We start from the raw sequence: 17,352 nt of genomic DNA, 5'->3' as shown, positions 1-17,352 counted from the left end.
TCGCACACAACCCGCCCTTGGACGAGATGAACGATCGCACCTGCATCGTTACCCGCAAGCAGGCCGAACCGGATGAACTGATCCGGTTCGTCGTCGGCCCGGATTCGGCCGTCGTTCCCGATCTCAAGAGAAATCTGCCCGGCCGCGGTTGCTGGGTGAGTGCCGACCGCCTACATATTGAGAAGGCGGCGGCCAAGAACCTTTTTGCCCGCGCCTTCAAGGCACAGGTGGTTGTGCCGTCGGATCTTGGCGGCATGGTCGATGGGCTGCTTTCCAGATCCGCTCTGGGCATGTTGGGTCTCGCCCGCAAGGCAGGCGCAATTTCTCTTGGCGCCACCAAGGTTGAGAGTGCCGTGCGCGGCGGACTGGCGCTTTTCGTGCTCCACGCGACCGAAGCGTCGGACGATGGCGTGCGCAAGATCAGCCAGGCGCGGCGGGCGACCGTCCATATCGGCGGCCCTTCCATCCTTGCCTACAAACTTTTCTCCGAGGCCGAGTTGAGCTTGGCATTGGGGGGTACAAATGTGATACATGCTGCCGTCCTCGCGGGAGACGCGGGTAAGGCGGTCCAGAAGCGCATGGTTGCGCTCGACCGGTATCGGGGCGGTACCCCGGACGATCTGGCAATGCTTGCGGCCGTTGCTGACGAAGATGAGGCCGCAGAGGATATGGAATGAGCGATACGAAATCGGGCGACGACAAGACGTTGAGTGTTACACCTAAGAAGACCTTGACGCTGAAGCGCCCCGGCATGGAACAGGGCACCGTGCGCCAGAACTTCTCGCATGGCCGTACCAAGTCGGTCGTGGTCGAGACCAAGAAGCGCAAATTCTCGCTGCCCGGCGACAAGCCGGAGCCGGCTGCCGCGGCCCCTGTGCCCGTCTTCACGCCGAAGCCGCCGGTCGCGGCGGCCCCCGTCGTGCAGGAAGCGCCGAAGGCTGCGCCTCCGCCTGCCCCGCCGGCTCCGGTCGAGCGCAGCGGCATGGTGCTGAACGAACTGTCGCGCAGCGAAATGGAAGCCCGCCGCAGGGCGCTGGAAGGGTCCAAGGTCCGCGAGGTCGAAGACCGTCAGCGCGCCGCCGAGGAAGCCAAGCGCCGGGCCGAGGACGAAGAGCGCCGCAAGCGCGAGCGCGAGGAATCCGCACGCCGCCAGGCCGAGGAAGAGGCACGGCTGCAGGCCGAGGCCGAATCGCGCCGCCGTGCCGAGGAAGAAGCACGCCGCCGCGCGCCGCTGGCCGCGGAACTGGCAACGGCGGACGAAGAAGAGGTCAAGCCGAAGCGGGCTGGCGCGGGCGCGCCGGTGCGTCGCCTGGTCACGCCCGAAGTGGCGCGTCCGGCCAAGCCGACCAAGGGCGAGGAAGATCGTCGCCGTGGCAAGCTGACGCTGAATTCCGCGCTTTCCGACGAGGATGCGCGGGCCCGTTCGCTGTCGTCGATGCGTCGCCGTCAGGAGAAGTTCAAGCGCGCGATGCACAATGAGCCGCGCGAGAAAGTCATGCGCGAAGTGATCCTGCCCGAGACCATCACCATCCAGGAACTGGCGCAGCGCATGTCCGAACGTGCGGTCGATGTGGTCAAGTTCTTCATGAAGCAGGGTCAGATCCTGAAGCCTGGCGACGTCATCGACGCCGACACGGCCGAACTGGTCGCCACCGAATTCGGCCACACGGTCCGCCGCGTCGCCGAATCCGACATCGAGGAAGGCCTGTTCAACATCGCCGACAACGCCGAGGACCTGGTGCCGCGTCCGCCGGTCGTGACCATCATGGGCCACGTCGACCACGGCAAGACCTCGCTGCTCGATGCCATCCGCAACGCCAATGTCGTCTCCGGCGAGGCCGGCGGCATCACCCAGCATATCGGCGCCTATCAGGTCGAGAAGAACGGTCAGAAGATCACCTTCATCGACACGCCCGGCCACGCTGCCTTCACGGCGATGCGTGCCCGCGGCGCCCAGGCCACCGACATCGCTATCCTGGTGGTGGCGGCCGACGACAGCGTCATGCCGCAGACGATCGAATCGATCAGCCATGCCAAGGCCGCCGGCGTTCCGATCATCGTGGCCATCAACAAGATCGACAAGCATGACGCCGATCCGCAGAAGGTGCGCTCCGAACTGCTGCGCCATGAGGTCTTCGTCGAATCGATGGGCGGTGAAGTGCTTGACGTCGAAGTGTCGGCGACCAAGGGCACCAATCTCGACAAGCTGCTGGAGGCGATCCTGCTGCAGGCCGAAATCCTCGACCTGAAGGCCAATCCGGACCGTACCGCCGAGGGTGTCGTCATCGAAGCGCAACTCGACAAGGGCCGTGGCCCCGTCGCCACCGTGCTGGTGCAGACCGGCACCTTGATGCCGGGCGACATCCTCGTCGCCGGCAACGAATGGGGTCGCGTACGCGCTCTGGTCAACGATCGCGGCGAGCAGATCAAGGAAGCGCCGCCGGCGATGCCGGTCGAGGTGCTCGGCCTTCAGGGCACACCACAGGCCGGCGACCGCTTCGCCGTGGTCAACAACGAGGCCCGCGCTCGCGAGATCACCGAGTATCGCCAGCGTCTGGCGCGCGAGAAGGCGGTGGCCAAGCATGCCGGCCAGCGCGGCTCGCTCGAACAGATGATGTCGCAGTTGCAGACGAGCGGGTTGAAGGAATTCCCGCTGGTCATCAAGGGTGACGTGCAGGGTTCGATCGAGGCGATCAATGCCGCGTTGGACAAGCTCGGCACCGACGAGGTGCGTGCGCGCATCGTCCATGCTGGCGCCGGCGCCATCACCGAAAGCGACGTCTCGCTGGCGGAAACGTCTGGTGCGGCAATCATCGGCTTCAACGTCCGTGCCAACGCACAGGCACGTGCCGCGGCAGCCGCCGCGGGCATCGAAATCCGCTACTACTCGATCATCTACAACCTGGTAGATGATGTGAAGGCGGCTTTGTCGGGCCTGCTGTCGCCGGAGCGTCGCGAGACCTTCATCGGCAATGCCGAGATCCTCGAGATCTTCGACATCACCAAGGTCGGCAAGATCGCCGGCTGCCGTGTCACCGAAGGCAAGGTCGAGCGTGGCGCGGGCGTGCGCCTGATCCGCGACAACGTCGTCATTCACGAAGGCACGCTGAAGACGCTGAAGCGCTTCAAGGACGAGGTTTCGGAAGTCCCCGGCGGCCAGGAGTGCGGCATGGCCTTCCAGAACTACGAGGACATGCGCGTCGGCGACGTCATCGAGTGCTTCCGCGTCGAGATGGTGACCCGGACGCTCTGAGTTCACGTGACTTGTCCATGCCAGGCGGTGGTCGAAAGACCGTCGCCTGGAGTTTATTGTGAAATTGCGCATCGTGCTTTTCGAAACCGAATTCGATTTCAGGCCGATGCGTTGACATATGAGACATGCGGCACGGTCCTATCCCGTGCCTCACGCTTTCAGGATTGAGAAAAATGCCCCGTCCAACCACATCCAGCCCGTCCCAGCGTATGCTGCGCGTTGCCGAACAGGTGCGCCACGCGCTGTCCGAAACGTTGCAGCGCGGGGAGATCATCGATCCGCTGATCGAAAATACCGTTGTGTCGGTCTCGGAAGTGCGCATGTCGCCCGACCTGAGGGTTGCCACCGCTTTCGTTTCGCCGCTTGGCGCCAAGGACGCGAATGCTGTTGTGGAGGCGTTGAACAGGCATGCGAAATTCGTCCGCGGCCGTGTCTCCGGCGCTCTGCGGCAGATGAAGTTCATGCCGGAGTTCCGCTTCAAGCTCGACACCTCCTTCGACAATTTCGCCAGGATCAACGATCTGCTGAAGTCGCCTGAAGTGGCGCGCGATCTCGATGCGGACGACGACAAGACCAGAGACGACAGGGCCAGAGACGACAAGGCCAAAGACGACAGGGACAGCGAATAATGGGGCGCCGCGGCGAGAAGAAGGGCCGGCCGGTCTCCGGCTGGGTGGTGCTGGACAAGCCCGTGGGCATGGGCTCGACCGAGGCCGTGTCCAAGATCAAATGGCTGTTCCAGGCGGAAAAGGCCGGTCATGCCGGCACGCTCGATCCGTTGGCCTCCGGCATGCTGCCGATCGCGCTCGGTGAAGCCACCAAGACCGTCCCCTATGTGCAGGATGGCGCCAAGATCTACCGCTTCACCGTCGCCTGGGGGCAGGAGCGCTCGACCGACGACCTTGAAGGACCGGTGACGAAGAGTTCAGACCTGCGTCCGGCGGAGACCGAGGTCAAGGCGCTGCTGCCGAAATACACCGGCGTCATCATGCAGACGCCGCCGCAATTTTCGGCCATCAAGATCGCGGGCGAACGCGCCTACGACCTCGCCCGCGAAGGTGAGACAGTCGATATTCCCGCGCGCGAGATCGAGATCGGCCGCCTCGACGTGGTCGAACACCACGCCGACCATACCGTTTTCGAGGTCGAATGCGGCAAGGGCACCTATGTGCGTTCCCTGGCCCGTGACATGGGCCGAGATCTCGGCTGCTTCGGCCATATCAGCAATTTGCGCCGGGTCGAGGTCGAGCCGTTTACATCGGAGGATTTCGTCACCATCGCCGAGCTGGAAGCGGCCCGTTTCGGTGTGCAAGGCGAGGACAAGCCGGAGCCTGCCGACGACGCCGATGCGATTGACGTGCCGGTGGACTTCGGCGCGATCGACGCGCTTCTTGTCGACACGTCGGCGGCTCTCGACTGCCTGCCGCAGATCGCCATCAGCGACGATGCGGCGACCAAGATCCGCCTCGGCAATCCGGTCATCATTCGCGGCCGCGATGCGCCTGTCGAGGCCGAGGAAGCCTGCGCGACGGCTCGCGGCAAGCTGGTGGCCATCGGCGCGATCGAACAAGGCATGTTCAAGCCCAAGCGGGTCTTTGCCGGTTGACGGCTCTCGGCTAACTTCACATCGACTCTACGCTCGAGGGGCACATGGCAAAGGCCGAGGCGGTGAAGAAGCGGGCGCCTGTAAAGATGAGGCGGCCGCCGGTAGGCGCTTCGCCGGGCACGCTGATCGCCGATCCGGCGGCGCGACGCTCCGAATTGCGGCTGACCTTGATCTCGCCGCAGAAGTTCAAGACCATCGACAATGCCAGCATCGACGATGTCGAGGCCAATTGCCACAAATGGCCGGTGATCTGGCTCGACTGCACCGGCCTCGCCAACATCCAGCTGATCAAGGAGATCGGCCGCATCTTCAGCCTGCATCCGCTGGCGCTGGAGGATGTCGTCAACACCGGCCAGCGGCCCAAGGTCGACTTCTTCGAGGATCATGCCTTCGTCGTCGTGCGCATGATCGACGATGTCACCGCGCATCGCTACGAGCAGATCGCCGTCTTCGTCGGAGAGAACTTCGTCGTCACTTTTCAGGAGCGCGAGGGCGATCCGTTCGACCCGGTGCGCAAGCGCATCGAGAGTTCGGCGCCCAACCGCTTGCGCACGCGCGGCGCCGACTATCTGGCCTACGCGTTGATCGACGCCATCGTCGACAGCTATTTCCCGCCGATCGAGGCGGCCGGCGACCTGGTCGACGGCATCGAGGATGAGATGCTGCATTCGCCGCACAAGCATCAGATGCGGCAACTGCACGAATTGCGGCGCGACGCCAACGTGCTGAAGGGCGTGCTGTGGCCGATGCGCGATGCATTGGCGACGCTGATCCGCAACGACGTGCCCTATGTTGGAGCCGAGACCAAGGTCTTCCTCAATGACACGCTCGACCACTCACTCAGGCTGATCGAACTGGTCGAGACCCAGCGCGACATGCTGACCGGGCTGATCGAGATGCATCTGTCGCTGAGCCAGGCGCGCACCAACGACGTCATCAGCTATCTCACCATCGTCTCGGTCATCTTCATGCCGCTCACCTTCCTGGTCGGCGTCTGGGGCATGAATTTCAGTCCCGATACCTCGCCATGGAACATGCCGGAGCTGCGGTCTTACTATGGCTATCCGGCGGCACTCGTCTTCATGCTGCTTGTCGCGGTCGGCTTGATTGCCTTCTTCAAATGGAAGAAATGGCTCTGACGCCGATAAAACCGGGCATTTGGGGCTGAAAAGCCGGCTTGGTGAATTGGGCTGGTGTTTTGCCGGGAATTGCACTATATGCGCCGCAGCATAGCGCCACGACGCTTTGCTTGCACCGGCCCCTGCTGGACGACATCCCGGCTGAGGGCGACCCGTTTCCTCAAACAGATAAGGAAAAACACGATGTCGATTACTGCCGAGCGCAAGAAGGAATTGATGGGTGAATTCGCGACCGCCAAGGGCGATACCGGGTCTCCGGAAGTCCAGGTGGCCATCCTTTCCGAGCGCATCAAGAACCTGACCGACCATTTCAAGGACCACAAGAAGGATAACCATTCCCGCCGTGGTCTGCTCGCTCTCGTGTCCCAGCGCCGCAGCCTGCTTGATTACCTCAAGCGCAAGGACGACGCGCGCTATCAGACACTGATCGAGAAGCTCGGTCTGCGCCGTTGACGAATTGACCGGCGGGCTCCCTCAAGGAGTCCGCCGGTCGCGCATTCGAGCACCGGACCAATCCGATCTCGAATGCAGGACTGGAGCGCCGCGCAGCCCATCGGGATGCCGGACGGACGCTCCGAAAAGTTGAATTGCGCATGACGCGTTCCGTAAGCCGTGGGTTTCGGGGTCATGCGCAGGCCGATCGATCGATTGGCCATATCCGGCTTCGAGCGTGCAGAGGGCCACTCGGAGCCGCCCATGGACGGTCATGGGGCAGGATTGCAGGACGCTCGTATGGCCACCGTGCCGACAGACCCGAGCCTCCCGTTGTCTTGCCCGTGGCTGCCCGAGAAAGGAAGCCAGAAGAAAGGGCACCCGCGCACGCTGAAACGGCGCGGCCCTTCCTCATACAAAGGACAAGACATGTTCAATCAGCACAAAGTGGAAATCGAATGGGGCGGTCGCCCGCTCATCCTCGAAACCGGCAAGATCGCCCGTCAGGCTGACGGCGCTGTGCTCGCCACCTACGGCGAGACCAAGGTTCTGGCCACCGTCGTTTCGATGAAGGAGCCCAAGCCTGGCCTCGATTTCTTTCCGCTGACCGTCAACTACCAGGAAAAGACCTATGCCGCCGGCAAGATCCCGGGCGGCTATTTCAAGCGGGAAGGCCGTCCGAGCGAAAAGGAAACGCTGGTTTCGCGCCTCATCGACCGCCCGATCCGTCCGCTCTTCGCCGACGGCTACAAGAACGACACGCAGATCGTCGTCACGGTCGTCCAGCATGACCTCGAGAATGATCCGGACATCCTGTCGATCGTAGCCACCTCGGCCGCTCTGACCCTGTCGGGCGTTCCCTTCATGGGCCCGGTCGGCGGTGCGCGCGTCGGCTACATCAACGGCGAATACGTCCTCAACCCGCACATCGACGAAATGCAGGAATCCAAGCTCGACCTCGTCGTCGCCGGCACCGCCGACGCCGTGCTGATGGTTGAGTCGGAAGCCAAGGAACTTGGCGAAGAGCTGATGCTCGGCGCTGTCATGTTCGGCCACAAGGGCTTCCAGCCCGTCATCGACGCCATCATCAAGCTGGCCGAAGTTGCCGCCAAGGAGCCACGCGACTTCACCGCGCCGGATTATTCCGCGCTCGAAGCCGAGATGCTGAAGATCGTCGGCGACGAGCTTCGTGAGGCTTACAAGATTACCGACAAGCAGCAGCGCTATGCCGCCGTCGACGCCGTCAAGGCGAAGGTCAAGGCAGCCTTTGCTCCGGCCGAAGGCGAAGAGGCCAAGTACACCTCCGAGCAGATCGGCTCGGTGTTCAAGGAACTGCAGGCCAAGGTCGTGCGCTGGAACATCCTCGACACCGGCTCGCGCATCGATGGCCGCGACCTGAAGACGGTCCGCAAGATCGTTTCCGAAGTCGGCGTCCTGCCGCGCACCCATGGTTCGGCGCTGTTCACCCGTGGCGAGACCCAGGCGCTGGTCGTTGCCACGCTCGGCACCGGCGAAGACGAGCAGTATGTCGATTCGCTGACCGGCATGTACAAGGAGAAGTTCCTCCTTCACTACAACTTCCCTCCCTATTCCGTCGGTGAGACCGGCCGCATGGGTTCGCCGGGCCGCCGCGAAATCGGCCACGGCAAGCTCGCCTGGCGCGCCATCCGTCCGATGCTGCCGAGCGCTGACCAGTTCCCCTACACGCTGCGCGTCGTCTCGGAGATCACCGAGTCCAACGGCTCGTCCTCGATGGCCACCGTCTGTGGCACCTCGCTGGCGCTGATGGATGCCGGCGTGCCGCTGGCCAAGCCGGTTGCCGGTATCGCCATGGGCCTGATCAAGGAAGGCGAGCGCTTCGCCGTGCTTTCCGACATCCTGGGCGACGAGGATCACCTCGGCGACATGGACTTCAAGGTCGCCGGCACCGCCAACGGCATCACCTCGCTGCAGATGGACATCAAGATCGAGGGCATCACCGAGGAGATCATGAAGATCGCGCTGGATCAGGCCAAGGACGGCCGCCAGCATATCCTCGGCGAAATGGCTCATGCCCTGACTGGCGCCCGCCCCGAACTCGGCGAATTCGCGCCGCGCATCGAGGTCATGCACATCCCGACCGACAAGATCCGCGACGTCATCGGTTCGGGCGGCAAAGTCATCCGCGAGATCGTCGAGAAGACCGGCGCCAAGATCAACATCGAGGACGACGGCACGGTGAAGATCGCTTCTTCGAACGCCAAGGAGATCGAAGCGGCGAAGAAGTGGATCCACACCATCGTCGCCGAGCCGGAAGTCGGCGAAATCTACGAAGGCACGGTCGTCAAGACCGCCGACTTCGGCGCCTTCGTCAACTTCTTCGGTCCGCGTGATGGCCTCGTCCACATCTCGCAGCTCGCCAACGAGCGCGTCGCCAAGACCTCCGACGTCGTCAAGGAAGGCGACAAGGTCTGGGTCAAGCTGATGGGCTTCGACGAGCGCGGCAAGGTCCGCCTGTCGATGAAGGTCGTCGACCAGGCCACCGGCAAGGAAATCGTGCGCGACAAGAAGGCCGAAGGCGAAGAAGACGCCGCCTGAGCGATCTGACGGAAAAATCGAAGCGGGCGCGGCTTATGTCGCGCCCGTTTTCGTTTGGAGCGGTTCCAGGAAAGTATGAGGCGCTTTCCCTTGGGAATTGCGTAAGACTCTGGGAGCACTTCCATGTCCGCTGAAGCGCTGAAGACACTTTTCCATCCCTTCGAGGCCGAGGCTCTTGCCTTGCCGCGAAAGGGCGAGCGCATCCTCTTCCTCGGCGCCGAGCCCGGCCTGCGCGTGCCGTCGGGTTTCGAGGCCACGCTGCATCTCGTACTGGGCTTCCGGCCATATTTCCGTGCATTGCAGGCAGCGGGCTTTTCCGTCACGCCGCAAACCGAGGGGGACGGATTTGATGCCGCCCTGGTGCTCGCGGGCCGTCACCGCGGCCAGAACGAACTGCGTATCGCCGAGGCCCTCAAGCGCGTGGCGCCAGGCGGGCTTGTCGTCGTCGCCGGCGGCAAGGACGACGGCATTGCTAGCCTGCGCAAGCGCGTCGACGAGCTCGTGCCGCTCGACGGCCATATGCCGAAATATCACGGCATCGCCTTCTGGCTGCGCCGCCCTGTGGATATGCAGGCCGCAGCCACGCTTCGCGCCGCCAATCCCGCTTTGCTGATCGAGGAGCGGTTCCACACCGCACCTGGTATGTTCTCCTTCGATCGCGTCGATGCGGGTTCGAAACTGCTGGTCGACAATTTGCCCAATGACCTGCGCGGCAATGCGGCCGATTTCTGTGCTGGTTGGGGTTATGTCGCGGCTGAGATGGCTGCCCGCTCGTCAGGCCTGTCGGGTCTCGATCTCTATGAGGCCGATTTCGATGCGCTGGAGGCGGCCAAGGACAACTTGGCCAACACAGTGGCGCAAGGCTTCTTCTGGATGGATCTGCTCGCCGAGCCTGTCGAGCGCCGTTACGACGTCGTCGCCATGAACCCGCCCTTTCATCGCAGCCGTGCTGCGGAGCCGGAGATCGGCGCCGGCATGATCCGCGCGGCGGCCAAGGCGTTGAAGCCCGGTGGCAGGCTGTTCATGGTCGCCAACCGTCAGCTTCCCTACGAGCCCGTGCTGTCGGCCGCCTTTGCCAGCCACGCGGAGCTTGCCCGCGACGGCATGTTCAAGGTATTTTCCGCTCGGCGCTGACTTGCTCAATGCAGGTTGGCGACGCGCCGGACCTCGTCGGTGGCGTGCTCGTCGCCAAGCCTGAACTGGAGCGGCGCCGGCCGGCCGAACAAATAACCCTGCACCACCTCGCAGCCGGCCGCCCGCAACAGCGTCGCCTGGCTCTCGGTCTCGACGCCTTCGGCGATGATGCTGACGCCGAGCGCGCGCGAAAGCCCGACAATGGTCGAGACGACAGCGCCGGAGCTGGAATCGGTATCGATGCGGCTGACGAAGGAACGGTCGATCTTCAGCTTGCCGAATGAGAAGTCGATGAGGTAGCTGAGGTTCGAATAACCGGTGCCGAAATCGTCGACGGCAACGGAGATGCCCATTTCGGCAAGCTCTTTCAGGATAGCGGCCGCGCGGTCGCGGTCCTGCATCATCGCCGTCTCGGTGACTTCCAGCTCAAGCCGCGAGGGCTTGATGCCGGTGGCCCGCATGGTGTCGCGCACGATGCCGACGAAGTCCTTGGTCATGAACTGGACCGGCGAGATGTTGACGGCGACGAAACAGTCGTCCGGCAGATGACGGGCATCGCTGCAGGCCTTGCGCAGAACCCATTCGCCGATCGGGTGGATCATCCCGGTTTCCTCGGCGATCTGGATGAACTCCAAGGGTGGGATCATGCCGCGTTCGGGATGGTTCCAGCGGATCAGCGCCTCGTAGCCGATGATGCGGCCGGTCGGCAGGTCGAGCTGTGGCTGATAGTGCAGGTCGAAGTCTCCGCGCTCGAAAGCGGTGTGCAGTTCGGATTCGACCCATTGACGATGATCGGCGACACGCGCCATCTCGCTGTTGAACACCGACCAGTTGCCGACCCCGCCGGCGCGCGCATTCTGCAGCGCCAGGTTGGAGCGGCGCAGGATAAGGACCGGATCGACGCCATCCTTGGGCATGGCCACGATACCCACCGACAGGCTCACCGATTGCTGATGGGTGCTCAGTTCATAGGGCTCCATCATTTCGTCGATGAGCCGTTCGACCATGCTTTCCATCGTTCCCTGGATCTGATGATCCGCAAGCAGCACCGCGAACTCGCCGGCGCCGATACGCCCGACCAGGGCGCGTGCGGGCACGCAGGTCTGCAGCCGCTTGGTGAAGGCGCGGATCAACTCGTCGCCCTGCGTATAGCCGATCGCGTCGTTGATCTGCTTGAACCGGTCGATGTCGATGTCGATCAGGAACACCGGTTCCCCGGTCCGGCTTGTCGCGCATGCCGCCTCGGCGACCTTGCCGACCATCGCCGGGCGCGCCAGCAGTCCGGTCAGCTTGTCGAAATGGGTTTCGTTGAAGACGAAATCCGCCGATTCATCGACGCCGGCGAAGAACGACATGGCCGCCACCGACGCCGCCAGCGCGCAAAGCGCAGCCATGATCGCGACCATCATGTCCATCGATATGCCGGCAAACCCATCGCCGAGGCCGTGCTTCAGGCCCCAGATGCCGAGGACAAAACTGCCAATGCCCGAACTCGCTATCGTGAGCAGTCGGAACACCGGTGTTCGCTTCGGGTTGCTGACGGCAGTCATTCAAAGGTCCCCAGATTGCGGGACTCTATAGCGGAAATCCCCTTAAAATGAGTTTCCGCGAATGTATCCAATTTTACTGGAGAAGATTATTTTCTTTACTGGAAAGAGAGCCATTTCTCCAAACGGTTGCCCAAAGCGTGGCGCCTTGATCCGTAAGGGCCGGTTAGCCATCCGTCTGCTTCAACTCGTCGAGCGTCGGCATGGAGACGATGTGATAGCCGGAATCGACATAGTGGATTTCGCCGGTGACGCCCGAGGCAAGGTCGGACAGCAAATAAAGCGCGGAGCCGCCGACCTCGTCGATGGTCACCGTGCGGCGCAGCGGCGAGTTGCGCTGCTGGTACGAGAACATGTGACGGGCGTCCGAAATGCCGGCGCCGGCGAGCGTGCGTACCGGGCCCGCCGAGATGCCGTTCACCCGGATGCCACGCGGACCGTAGTCGTTGGCAAGGTAGCGCACGCTGGCCTCGAGGCCGGCCTTGGCGACGCCCATGACATTGTAGTTCGGCATGACGCGCACCGAACCGGCATAGGTCAGCGTGATCATCGAGCCGCCTTCCGTCATCAGGGCCGCGGCGTTGCGCGCCACTTCGGTGAAGGAGTAGCAGGAGATCACCATGGTGCGGACGAAATTGTCCCGGCTGGTGTCGGCGTAGAGGCCCTTCAACTCATTCTTGTCGGAAAAGCCGATGGCGTGGACGACGAAGTCCAGTCCGCCCCATTCCTTGCCGAGCGTCTCGAACGTGGCGGCGACCGAAGCGCTGTCCTCGACATCGCAGGGAACGACCAGCGAGGCGCCGAGCTTGTCGGCGAGCGGCTTGACCCGGCGGCCGAAGGCGTCGCCCTGATAGGTGAACGCGAGCTCCGCCCCATGTTCGGACAATTTCTTGGCGATGCCCCAGGCGATCGAATGATCGTTGGCGACACCCATGACAAGCCCGCGCTTGCCCTTCATCAATCCGTCCATGGCAGGCAATCCTTTTAGAAAACCGCTGGCCTTATGCGGAATAGCGCTGGAAAACCAGCGTTGCGTTGGTGCCACCGAAACCGAAGGAGTTTGACAGGACGGTATCGATCTTGGCGTTGTCGATGCGCTTGCGCACGATCGGCATGCCCTCGAATTCGGGGTCGAGGGTCTCGATATGGGCGCTTTCGCCGATGAAGCCGCCTTGCATCATCAGGATCGAATAGATGGATTCCTGAACGCCGGCCGCGCCCAGCGAATGGCCGGTCAGCGACTTCGTCGAGGTGATGAACGGCATTTTTTCGCCGAACACCTCGCGGATGGCGCCCATTTCCTTGGAATCCCCCACCGGCGTCGAGGTGCCGTGGGTGTTGATGTAGTCGACCGGCGTGGACACCGTCGCCAGCGCCTGGCGCATGCAGCGGACCGCGCCTTCGCCGGAGGGTGCCACCATGTCGAAACCGTCCGAGGTCGCGCCGTAGCCGACGATCTCGGCGTAGATCTTGGCGCCGCGCGCCTTGGCATGCTCCAGTTCTTCCAGCACCAGCACGCCGGCGCCGCCGGCGATGACGAAGCCGTCGCGATTGACGTCATAGGCTCGGGAAGCGGCCGAGGCCCTGTCGTTGAACTTGGACGACATGGCGCCCATGGCGTCGAACAGGTCCGACATCGTCCAGTCGAGATCCTCGTGGCCGCCGGCAAAGACCATGTCCTGCTTGCCCCACTGGATCAGCTCGTAGCCATTGCCGATGCAATGCGCCGAGGTCGAGCAGGCCGACGAGATCGAGTAGTTGACGCCGTGGATCTTGAACCAGGTGGCCAGCGTTGCCGACGCGGTCGACGACATCGCCTTCGGCACCGCGAAGGGGCCGATGCGCTTGGGGCTGCCGTTCTTCAGCGTGGTCTCGGCCGCCTCGACGATGGTGCGGGTGGAGGGGCCTCCCGAGCCCATGACGATACCGGTGCGCTCATTGGTGATGTCGCTTTCGCCGAGGCCCGCATCGGCGATCGCCTGGTCCATGGCGACGTGGTTCCAGGCAGCTCCTTGGCTCAGGAAGCGCATCGCGCGGCGATCGATCATGGCCGAGGGGTCGAGTGTCGGTGCGCCCCAGACCTGGCAGCGGAAGCCGTGCTCGGCAAAGGAATCGGAAAAGCTGATGCCGGATCTGGCGTCATGCAGCGAGGTCTGCACCTCGTTGGCATTGTTGCCGATCGACGACACGATGCCGAGGCCTGTGACTACGACACGTCTCATTCGCAACTCCTTCCAGGGATGCTGGCCAGTGGGTCGGCCAAGGGTGCGGTCAACCGACCGCCGACTGCTTGGACAGACCGACCTTCAGGTCCGTCGCCGCATATATGGGCTCGCCATCCGCCTTCATCCAGCCATCGGCGATGCCCAGCACCAACCGGCCGCGCATGACACGCTTGAAATCCACGCCATACTCGACCTTCTTGACCGATGGCGTGACCATGCCCTTGAACTTGACCTCACCGGTCGACAGCGCCATTCCCTTGCCGGGTTCGCCGAGCCAGCCAAGGTAGAAGCCGGTCAACTGCCATAAGGCGTCCAGGCCGAGGCACCCTGGCATGATCGGATTGCCGATAAAATGGCAGGCAAAGAACCACAGGTCCGGCTTGATATCGAACTCCGCACGGATAAAGCCCTTGTCGAAGGCGCCGCCGGTCTCGCTGATCTCGGTGATACGGTCGAACATCAGCATCGGCGGGTAGGGCAGCTGGGCATTGCCCTCTCCGAACAGCTCGCCGCGGGCGCAGGCCAGCAATTCTTCGTAGTCGTAGCTGGATTTACCCGGCATCAATCTCGTCCCCATATCGTCCGGGCGGTAGCGCGCCCTTGTCGTTGGTGTCCTAACACAATCTGTTTCAGGCCGGAAACCGGCGTTTGCGCTTAACCCGCCAGTCTGCCCGGGTCAATGCGCGCTATTGATCGCATTCGGACGACCGAATATATGTCAACAGGGGTCCGGTTTCGGCAGGCATTCATTTTTTTGCCATTCTGGGCGTGTCTTGAAGCGGGACTGTTGGCTTGGAAGACCAGATGGACCGGGGCTGCCGGAAGGAAAATGTCGCTGTGGACAAGCGGGTACGTGAGGCCGGCCTGAGGCCGACACGGCAGCGCATTGCGCTGGCCGACCTGCTTTTCGCCAAGGGCGATCGCCATCTCTCGGCCGAGGAACTGCACGAGGAGGCGCTGGCCGCCGGCGTGCCGGTGTCGCTGGCCACGGTCTACAACGCGCTCCACCAGTTCACCCAGGCGGGGCTGCTGCGCATCCTCGCCGTCGAGGGCGCCAAGACCTATTTCGACACCAATACCTCCGACCACCATCATTTCTACATCGAAGGCGAAAACCGGATTTTCGACATCGCCAACGGTCCGGTGACGGTCACCAACCTGCCGGATCCGCCAGAGGGCATGGAAATCGCCAATGTCGACATCGTGGTGAGGCTGCGCCCCAAGCGCCAGGAATGACCGGTGAGGCCAGAACAATCGGTTCGGCCGGCAATGACCTGTCAGGCCAGAATAATCTGTCAGGCCAGAGTAATCTGCCAGGGATGAAGCCCCTCGACTTGATAATCCGGCTCGAATGGGCTGTCGTGGCGGCCGTTGCGATCGTCTTCTACGCTTGGTCAGGCGTTTCCTGGTGGCTCTTCGGATTGCTCATCCTGGCGCCGGACCTGTCAATGTTCGGCTATCTCGGCGGGCCGCGCACCGGCGCCATCGCCTACAACGCCCTGCACATCCTCATCGTACCGGTGCTGCTGCTGCTCGTCGGGTACCTGTCCGGTCATGCGGTCGCGAGCGCGGTCGCACTGATCTGGATCGCCCACATCGCCATCGACCGCGCACTGGGCTACGGCCTGAAACTGCCAACCGGTTTTCAGGACACCCACCTTGGCCGCATCGGGCGCAAGCGGGACGAGCTCAGTCCTTGACCCGCTCTCCGGGATAGGCGCCCCAGACCGCGGCCTGGGCGAGCCAGCCGGTGTGGCCGTCGAGCGTCATTTCGCACCACTGGCCGTCGCAGGACTTGATCGTGCCCATGACGCCCGGCTCGACGATCGCCACCACACGAGCATCCTTGTCGGGACTTTTCATAAGGTTGATCTGGGCACCCTTGCCGCGCTGCCAGGGCGCGATGATCGCCGTGCGCCGGCCTGACAGCAGCGACTGGTTGATCCAGCCCTCCGAGCCATCGGCGTCGCGCACGCGGCGCCACGTGTCGAATTCCTGGACGACCTCCATCGGCAGGCCGGCCTTCATATACATCCAGTCGACCGAGTAGTTGGCGCCGGGGCCGACGCGCGAATTGACGCGGCCCGACTTCAGGCTGACGAATCGCGGCAGCGGCAGGCCGCTCGGCCCGAGCGTGACGGCGCTCTGGGCGGGCGCGGCCGCGCCCTGCGCCACGGCAAGCGGGGAATAGAGGAGAGCGCCGAGAAATGCTGCGCTGATGGCCAGGCGAAGCGACGCGAAACCAGACACTTTCGTTCCTTTCGGCGCCGGCCCGGTGGCCTTGGCGCCCCTTTTTCTTTGTCTTCGGCGGCACCGCTTGTTACATGGGTAAATCGGCTACCGCGACAGGCTTTCAGTTTCGCCGGTCTTGGTTAAAGAGGTCTCAACGAGGGAAACAATGGTAGGCAAAAAGAAGCCTCTCGTGGTCATCACGCGAAAGCTGCCCGACCCTGTCGAGACCCGCATGCGCGAGCTGTTCGACGCCAGGCTGAATGTCGAGGACAGGCCGATGACGCAGCCGGAGCTGGTCGCCGCGGTCAAGGAAGCCGACGTGCTGGTGCCGACGGTGACCGACCAGATCGACGCGGCGCTGATCGCCCAGGCCGGCGACAACCTCAAGCTGATCGCCAATTTCGGCAACGGCGTCGACAAGATCGACGTGGCCGCGGCCGCCAAGAGGGGCATCACCGTCACCAACACGCCTAATGTGCTGACCGAAGACACCGCCGACATGACCATGGCGCTGATGCTGGCGGTGCCGCGCCGGCTCGCGGAGGGCGCCAATGTGCTCACCGGCGACAAGAAATGGGCCGGCTGGTCGCCGACCTGGATGCTTGGCCGGCGCATCTGGGGCAAGCGGCTGGGCATCGTCGGCATGGGCCGCATCGGCACGGCCGTCGCGCGCCGGGCCAAGGCTTTCGGCCTGTCCATCCACTATCACAACCGCCATCGTGTTTTGCCGGCGGTCGAGGACGGGCTGGAGGCGACCTATTGGGAGAGCCTCGACCAGATGCTGGCCCGCATGGACATCATTTCCGTCAATTGTCCGTCGACGCCCGCGACCTTCCATCTTCTGTCGGCACGGCGCTTGGCGCTGCTGCAGCCGACGGCCTATGTCGTCAACACCGCGCGCGGCGACATCATCGATGAGGAAGCGCTGGTCAAGCTGATCCAGGACGGCAAGATCGCCGGCGCCGGCCTCGACGTCTACGAGCATGAGCCGGCGCTCAATGCCAAGCTGCTCAAGCTTGCCGCCCGGCACAAAGTCGTGCTTTTGCCGCATATGGGTTCGGCGACGCTCGAGGGCCGCATCGACATGGGCGAGAAAGTCATCATCAACATCCGGGCCTTCGTTGACGGTCACCGCCCGCCCGACCGCGTGCTGCCGCTCAGAACCTGACGGTATCGCGCTCCGCGCTCCCTGTTCTTCAAATGCAAG

Annotated in this window: 16 protein-coding genes; 11 read left to right on the top strand and 5 right to left on the bottom strand. The window is 63.4% G+C overall.

Going from position 1 to position 17,352, the window contains the following annotated elements:
• Positions 1 to 26: 26 nt before the first annotated feature.
• From CK226_RS11425 to CK226_RS11390, 8 genes are all read left to right on the top strand, one after another.
• Complete coding sequence (locus tag CK226_RS11425) at positions 27 to 677, top strand: RNA-binding protein (protein ID WP_095771825.1); 651 nt, start codon at positions 27 to 29, stop codon at positions 675 to 677.
• Positions 674 to 3,253 carry a translation initiation factor IF-2 gene (gene infB, locus CK226_RS11420; protein ID WP_095787278.1) on the top strand — a complete coding sequence of 860 codons (2,580 nt, stop codon included), beginning with the start codon at positions 674 to 676 and terminating at the stop codon, positions 3,251 to 3,253. The genes CK226_RS11425 and infB overlap by 4 nt, the downstream gene beginning before the upstream one ends.
• Before the next feature lie 173 nt (positions 3,254 to 3,426).
• Positions 3,427 to 3,882, top strand: a complete 456-nt coding sequence (gene rbfA / locus CK226_RS11415) for a 30S ribosome-binding factor RbfA (protein WP_095787279.1) — start codon at positions 3,427 to 3,429, stop codon at positions 3,880 to 3,882.
• The gene (gene truB / locus CK226_RS11410) at positions 3,882 to 4,859 is read left to right on the top strand and encodes a tRNA pseudouridine(55) synthase TruB (RefSeq protein WP_095791907.1); all 978 of its coding nucleotides are present in this window, start codon (positions 3,882 to 3,884) and stop codon (positions 4,857 to 4,859) included. Before rbfA ends, truB begins: the two co-directional genes overlap by 1 nt.
• 44 nt (positions 4,860 to 4,903) lie before the next feature.
• Positions 4,904 to 5,998, top strand: coding sequence for a magnesium/cobalt transporter CorA (corA, locus tag CK226_RS11405; RefSeq protein ID WP_095787281.1), 1,095 nt, complete (start codon positions 4,904 to 4,906; stop codon positions 5,996 to 5,998).
• Between the two features lie 78 nt (positions 5,999 to 6,076).
• Complete coding sequence (gene rpsO / locus CK226_RS11400; RefSeq protein WP_269465810.1) at positions 6,077 to 6,451, top strand: 30S ribosomal protein S15; 375 nt, start codon at positions 6,077 to 6,079, stop codon at positions 6,449 to 6,451.
• Positions 6,452 to 6,859: 408 nt separating this feature from the next.
• Positions 6,860 to 9,007 (top strand): polyribonucleotide nucleotidyltransferase, encoded by a 2,148-nt coding sequence (gene pnp / locus CK226_RS11395; RefSeq protein ID WP_095771830.1) that lies wholly within the window; start codon positions 6,860 to 6,862, stop codon positions 9,005 to 9,007.
• Positions 9,008 to 9,130: 123 nt separating this feature from the next.
• Complete coding sequence (locus tag CK226_RS11390) at positions 9,131 to 10,141, top strand: class I SAM-dependent methyltransferase (protein ID WP_095791906.1); 1,011 nt, start codon at positions 9,131 to 9,133, stop codon at positions 10,139 to 10,141.
• A 5-nt stretch (positions 10,142 to 10,146) separates the two neighbouring features.
• On the opposite strand, the gene CK226_RS11385 is transcribed toward CK226_RS11390, so the two are convergent.
• The 4 genes from CK226_RS11385 to fabA form a co-directional block, all read right to left on the bottom strand.
• Positions 10,147 to 11,691 (bottom strand): bifunctional diguanylate cyclase/phosphodiesterase, encoded by a 1,545-nt coding sequence (locus CK226_RS11385; protein ID WP_095791905.1) that lies wholly within the window; start codon positions 11,689 to 11,691, stop codon positions 10,147 to 10,149.
• A gap of 163 nt (positions 11,692 to 11,854) precedes the next feature.
• A complete protein-coding gene (gene fabI, locus CK226_RS11380) occupies positions 11,855 to 12,658 on the bottom strand; it encodes an enoyl-ACP reductase FabI (RefSeq protein WP_010913330.1) in 804 nt (267 codons plus the stop codon).
• 31 nt (positions 12,659 to 12,689) lie between these two features.
• Entirely contained in the window at positions 12,690 to 13,910 is a 1,221-nt protein-coding gene (fabB, locus tag CK226_RS11375) for a beta-ketoacyl-ACP synthase I (protein ID WP_095771833.1), read from the bottom strand.
• A gap of 49 nt (positions 13,911 to 13,959) precedes the next feature.
• Positions 13,960 to 14,475 carry a 3-hydroxyacyl-[acyl-carrier-protein] dehydratase FabA gene (fabA, locus tag CK226_RS11370; RefSeq protein ID WP_095771834.1) on the bottom strand — a complete coding sequence of 172 codons (516 nt, stop codon included), beginning with the start codon at positions 14,473 to 14,475 and terminating at the stop codon, positions 13,960 to 13,962.
• 242 nt (positions 14,476 to 14,717) lie between these two features.
• Here fabA and irrA point away from each other — a divergent pair, with 242 nt between their 5' ends.
• Positions 14,718 to 15,149, top strand: coding sequence for an iron response transcriptional regulator IrrA (gene irrA, locus CK226_RS11365; protein ID WP_010913333.1), 432 nt, complete (start codon positions 14,718 to 14,720; stop codon positions 15,147 to 15,149).
• Positions 15,146 to 15,613, top strand: coding sequence for a DUF4260 domain-containing protein (locus CK226_RS11360; RefSeq protein WP_245437730.1), 468 nt, complete (start codon positions 15,146 to 15,148; stop codon positions 15,611 to 15,613). The genes irrA and CK226_RS11360 overlap by 4 nt, the downstream gene beginning before the upstream one ends.
• On the opposite strand, the gene CK226_RS11355 is transcribed toward CK226_RS11360, so the two are convergent.
• Positions 15,603 to 16,163, bottom strand: a complete 561-nt coding sequence (locus CK226_RS11355) for an SH3 domain-containing protein (protein WP_095771836.1) — start codon at positions 16,161 to 16,163, stop codon at positions 15,603 to 15,605. The genes CK226_RS11360 and CK226_RS11355 overlap by 11 nt on opposite strands.
• A gap of 148 nt (positions 16,164 to 16,311) precedes the next feature.
• Here CK226_RS11355 and CK226_RS11350 point away from each other — a divergent pair, with 148 nt between their 5' ends.
• Positions 16,312 to 17,313, top strand: coding sequence for a D-glycerate dehydrogenase (locus CK226_RS11350; RefSeq protein WP_019863085.1), 1,002 nt, complete (start codon positions 16,312 to 16,314; stop codon positions 17,311 to 17,313).
• Positions 17,314 to 17,352: the final 39 nt, after the last annotated feature.

The sequence above is a fragment of the Mesorhizobium sp. WSM4311 genome, assembly GCF_002295115.1.
Classification (GTDB): Bacteria; Pseudomonadota; Alphaproteobacteria; order Rhizobiales; family Rhizobiaceae; genus Mesorhizobium.
This window is presented reverse-complemented; position numbering and strand designations above follow the sequence as displayed.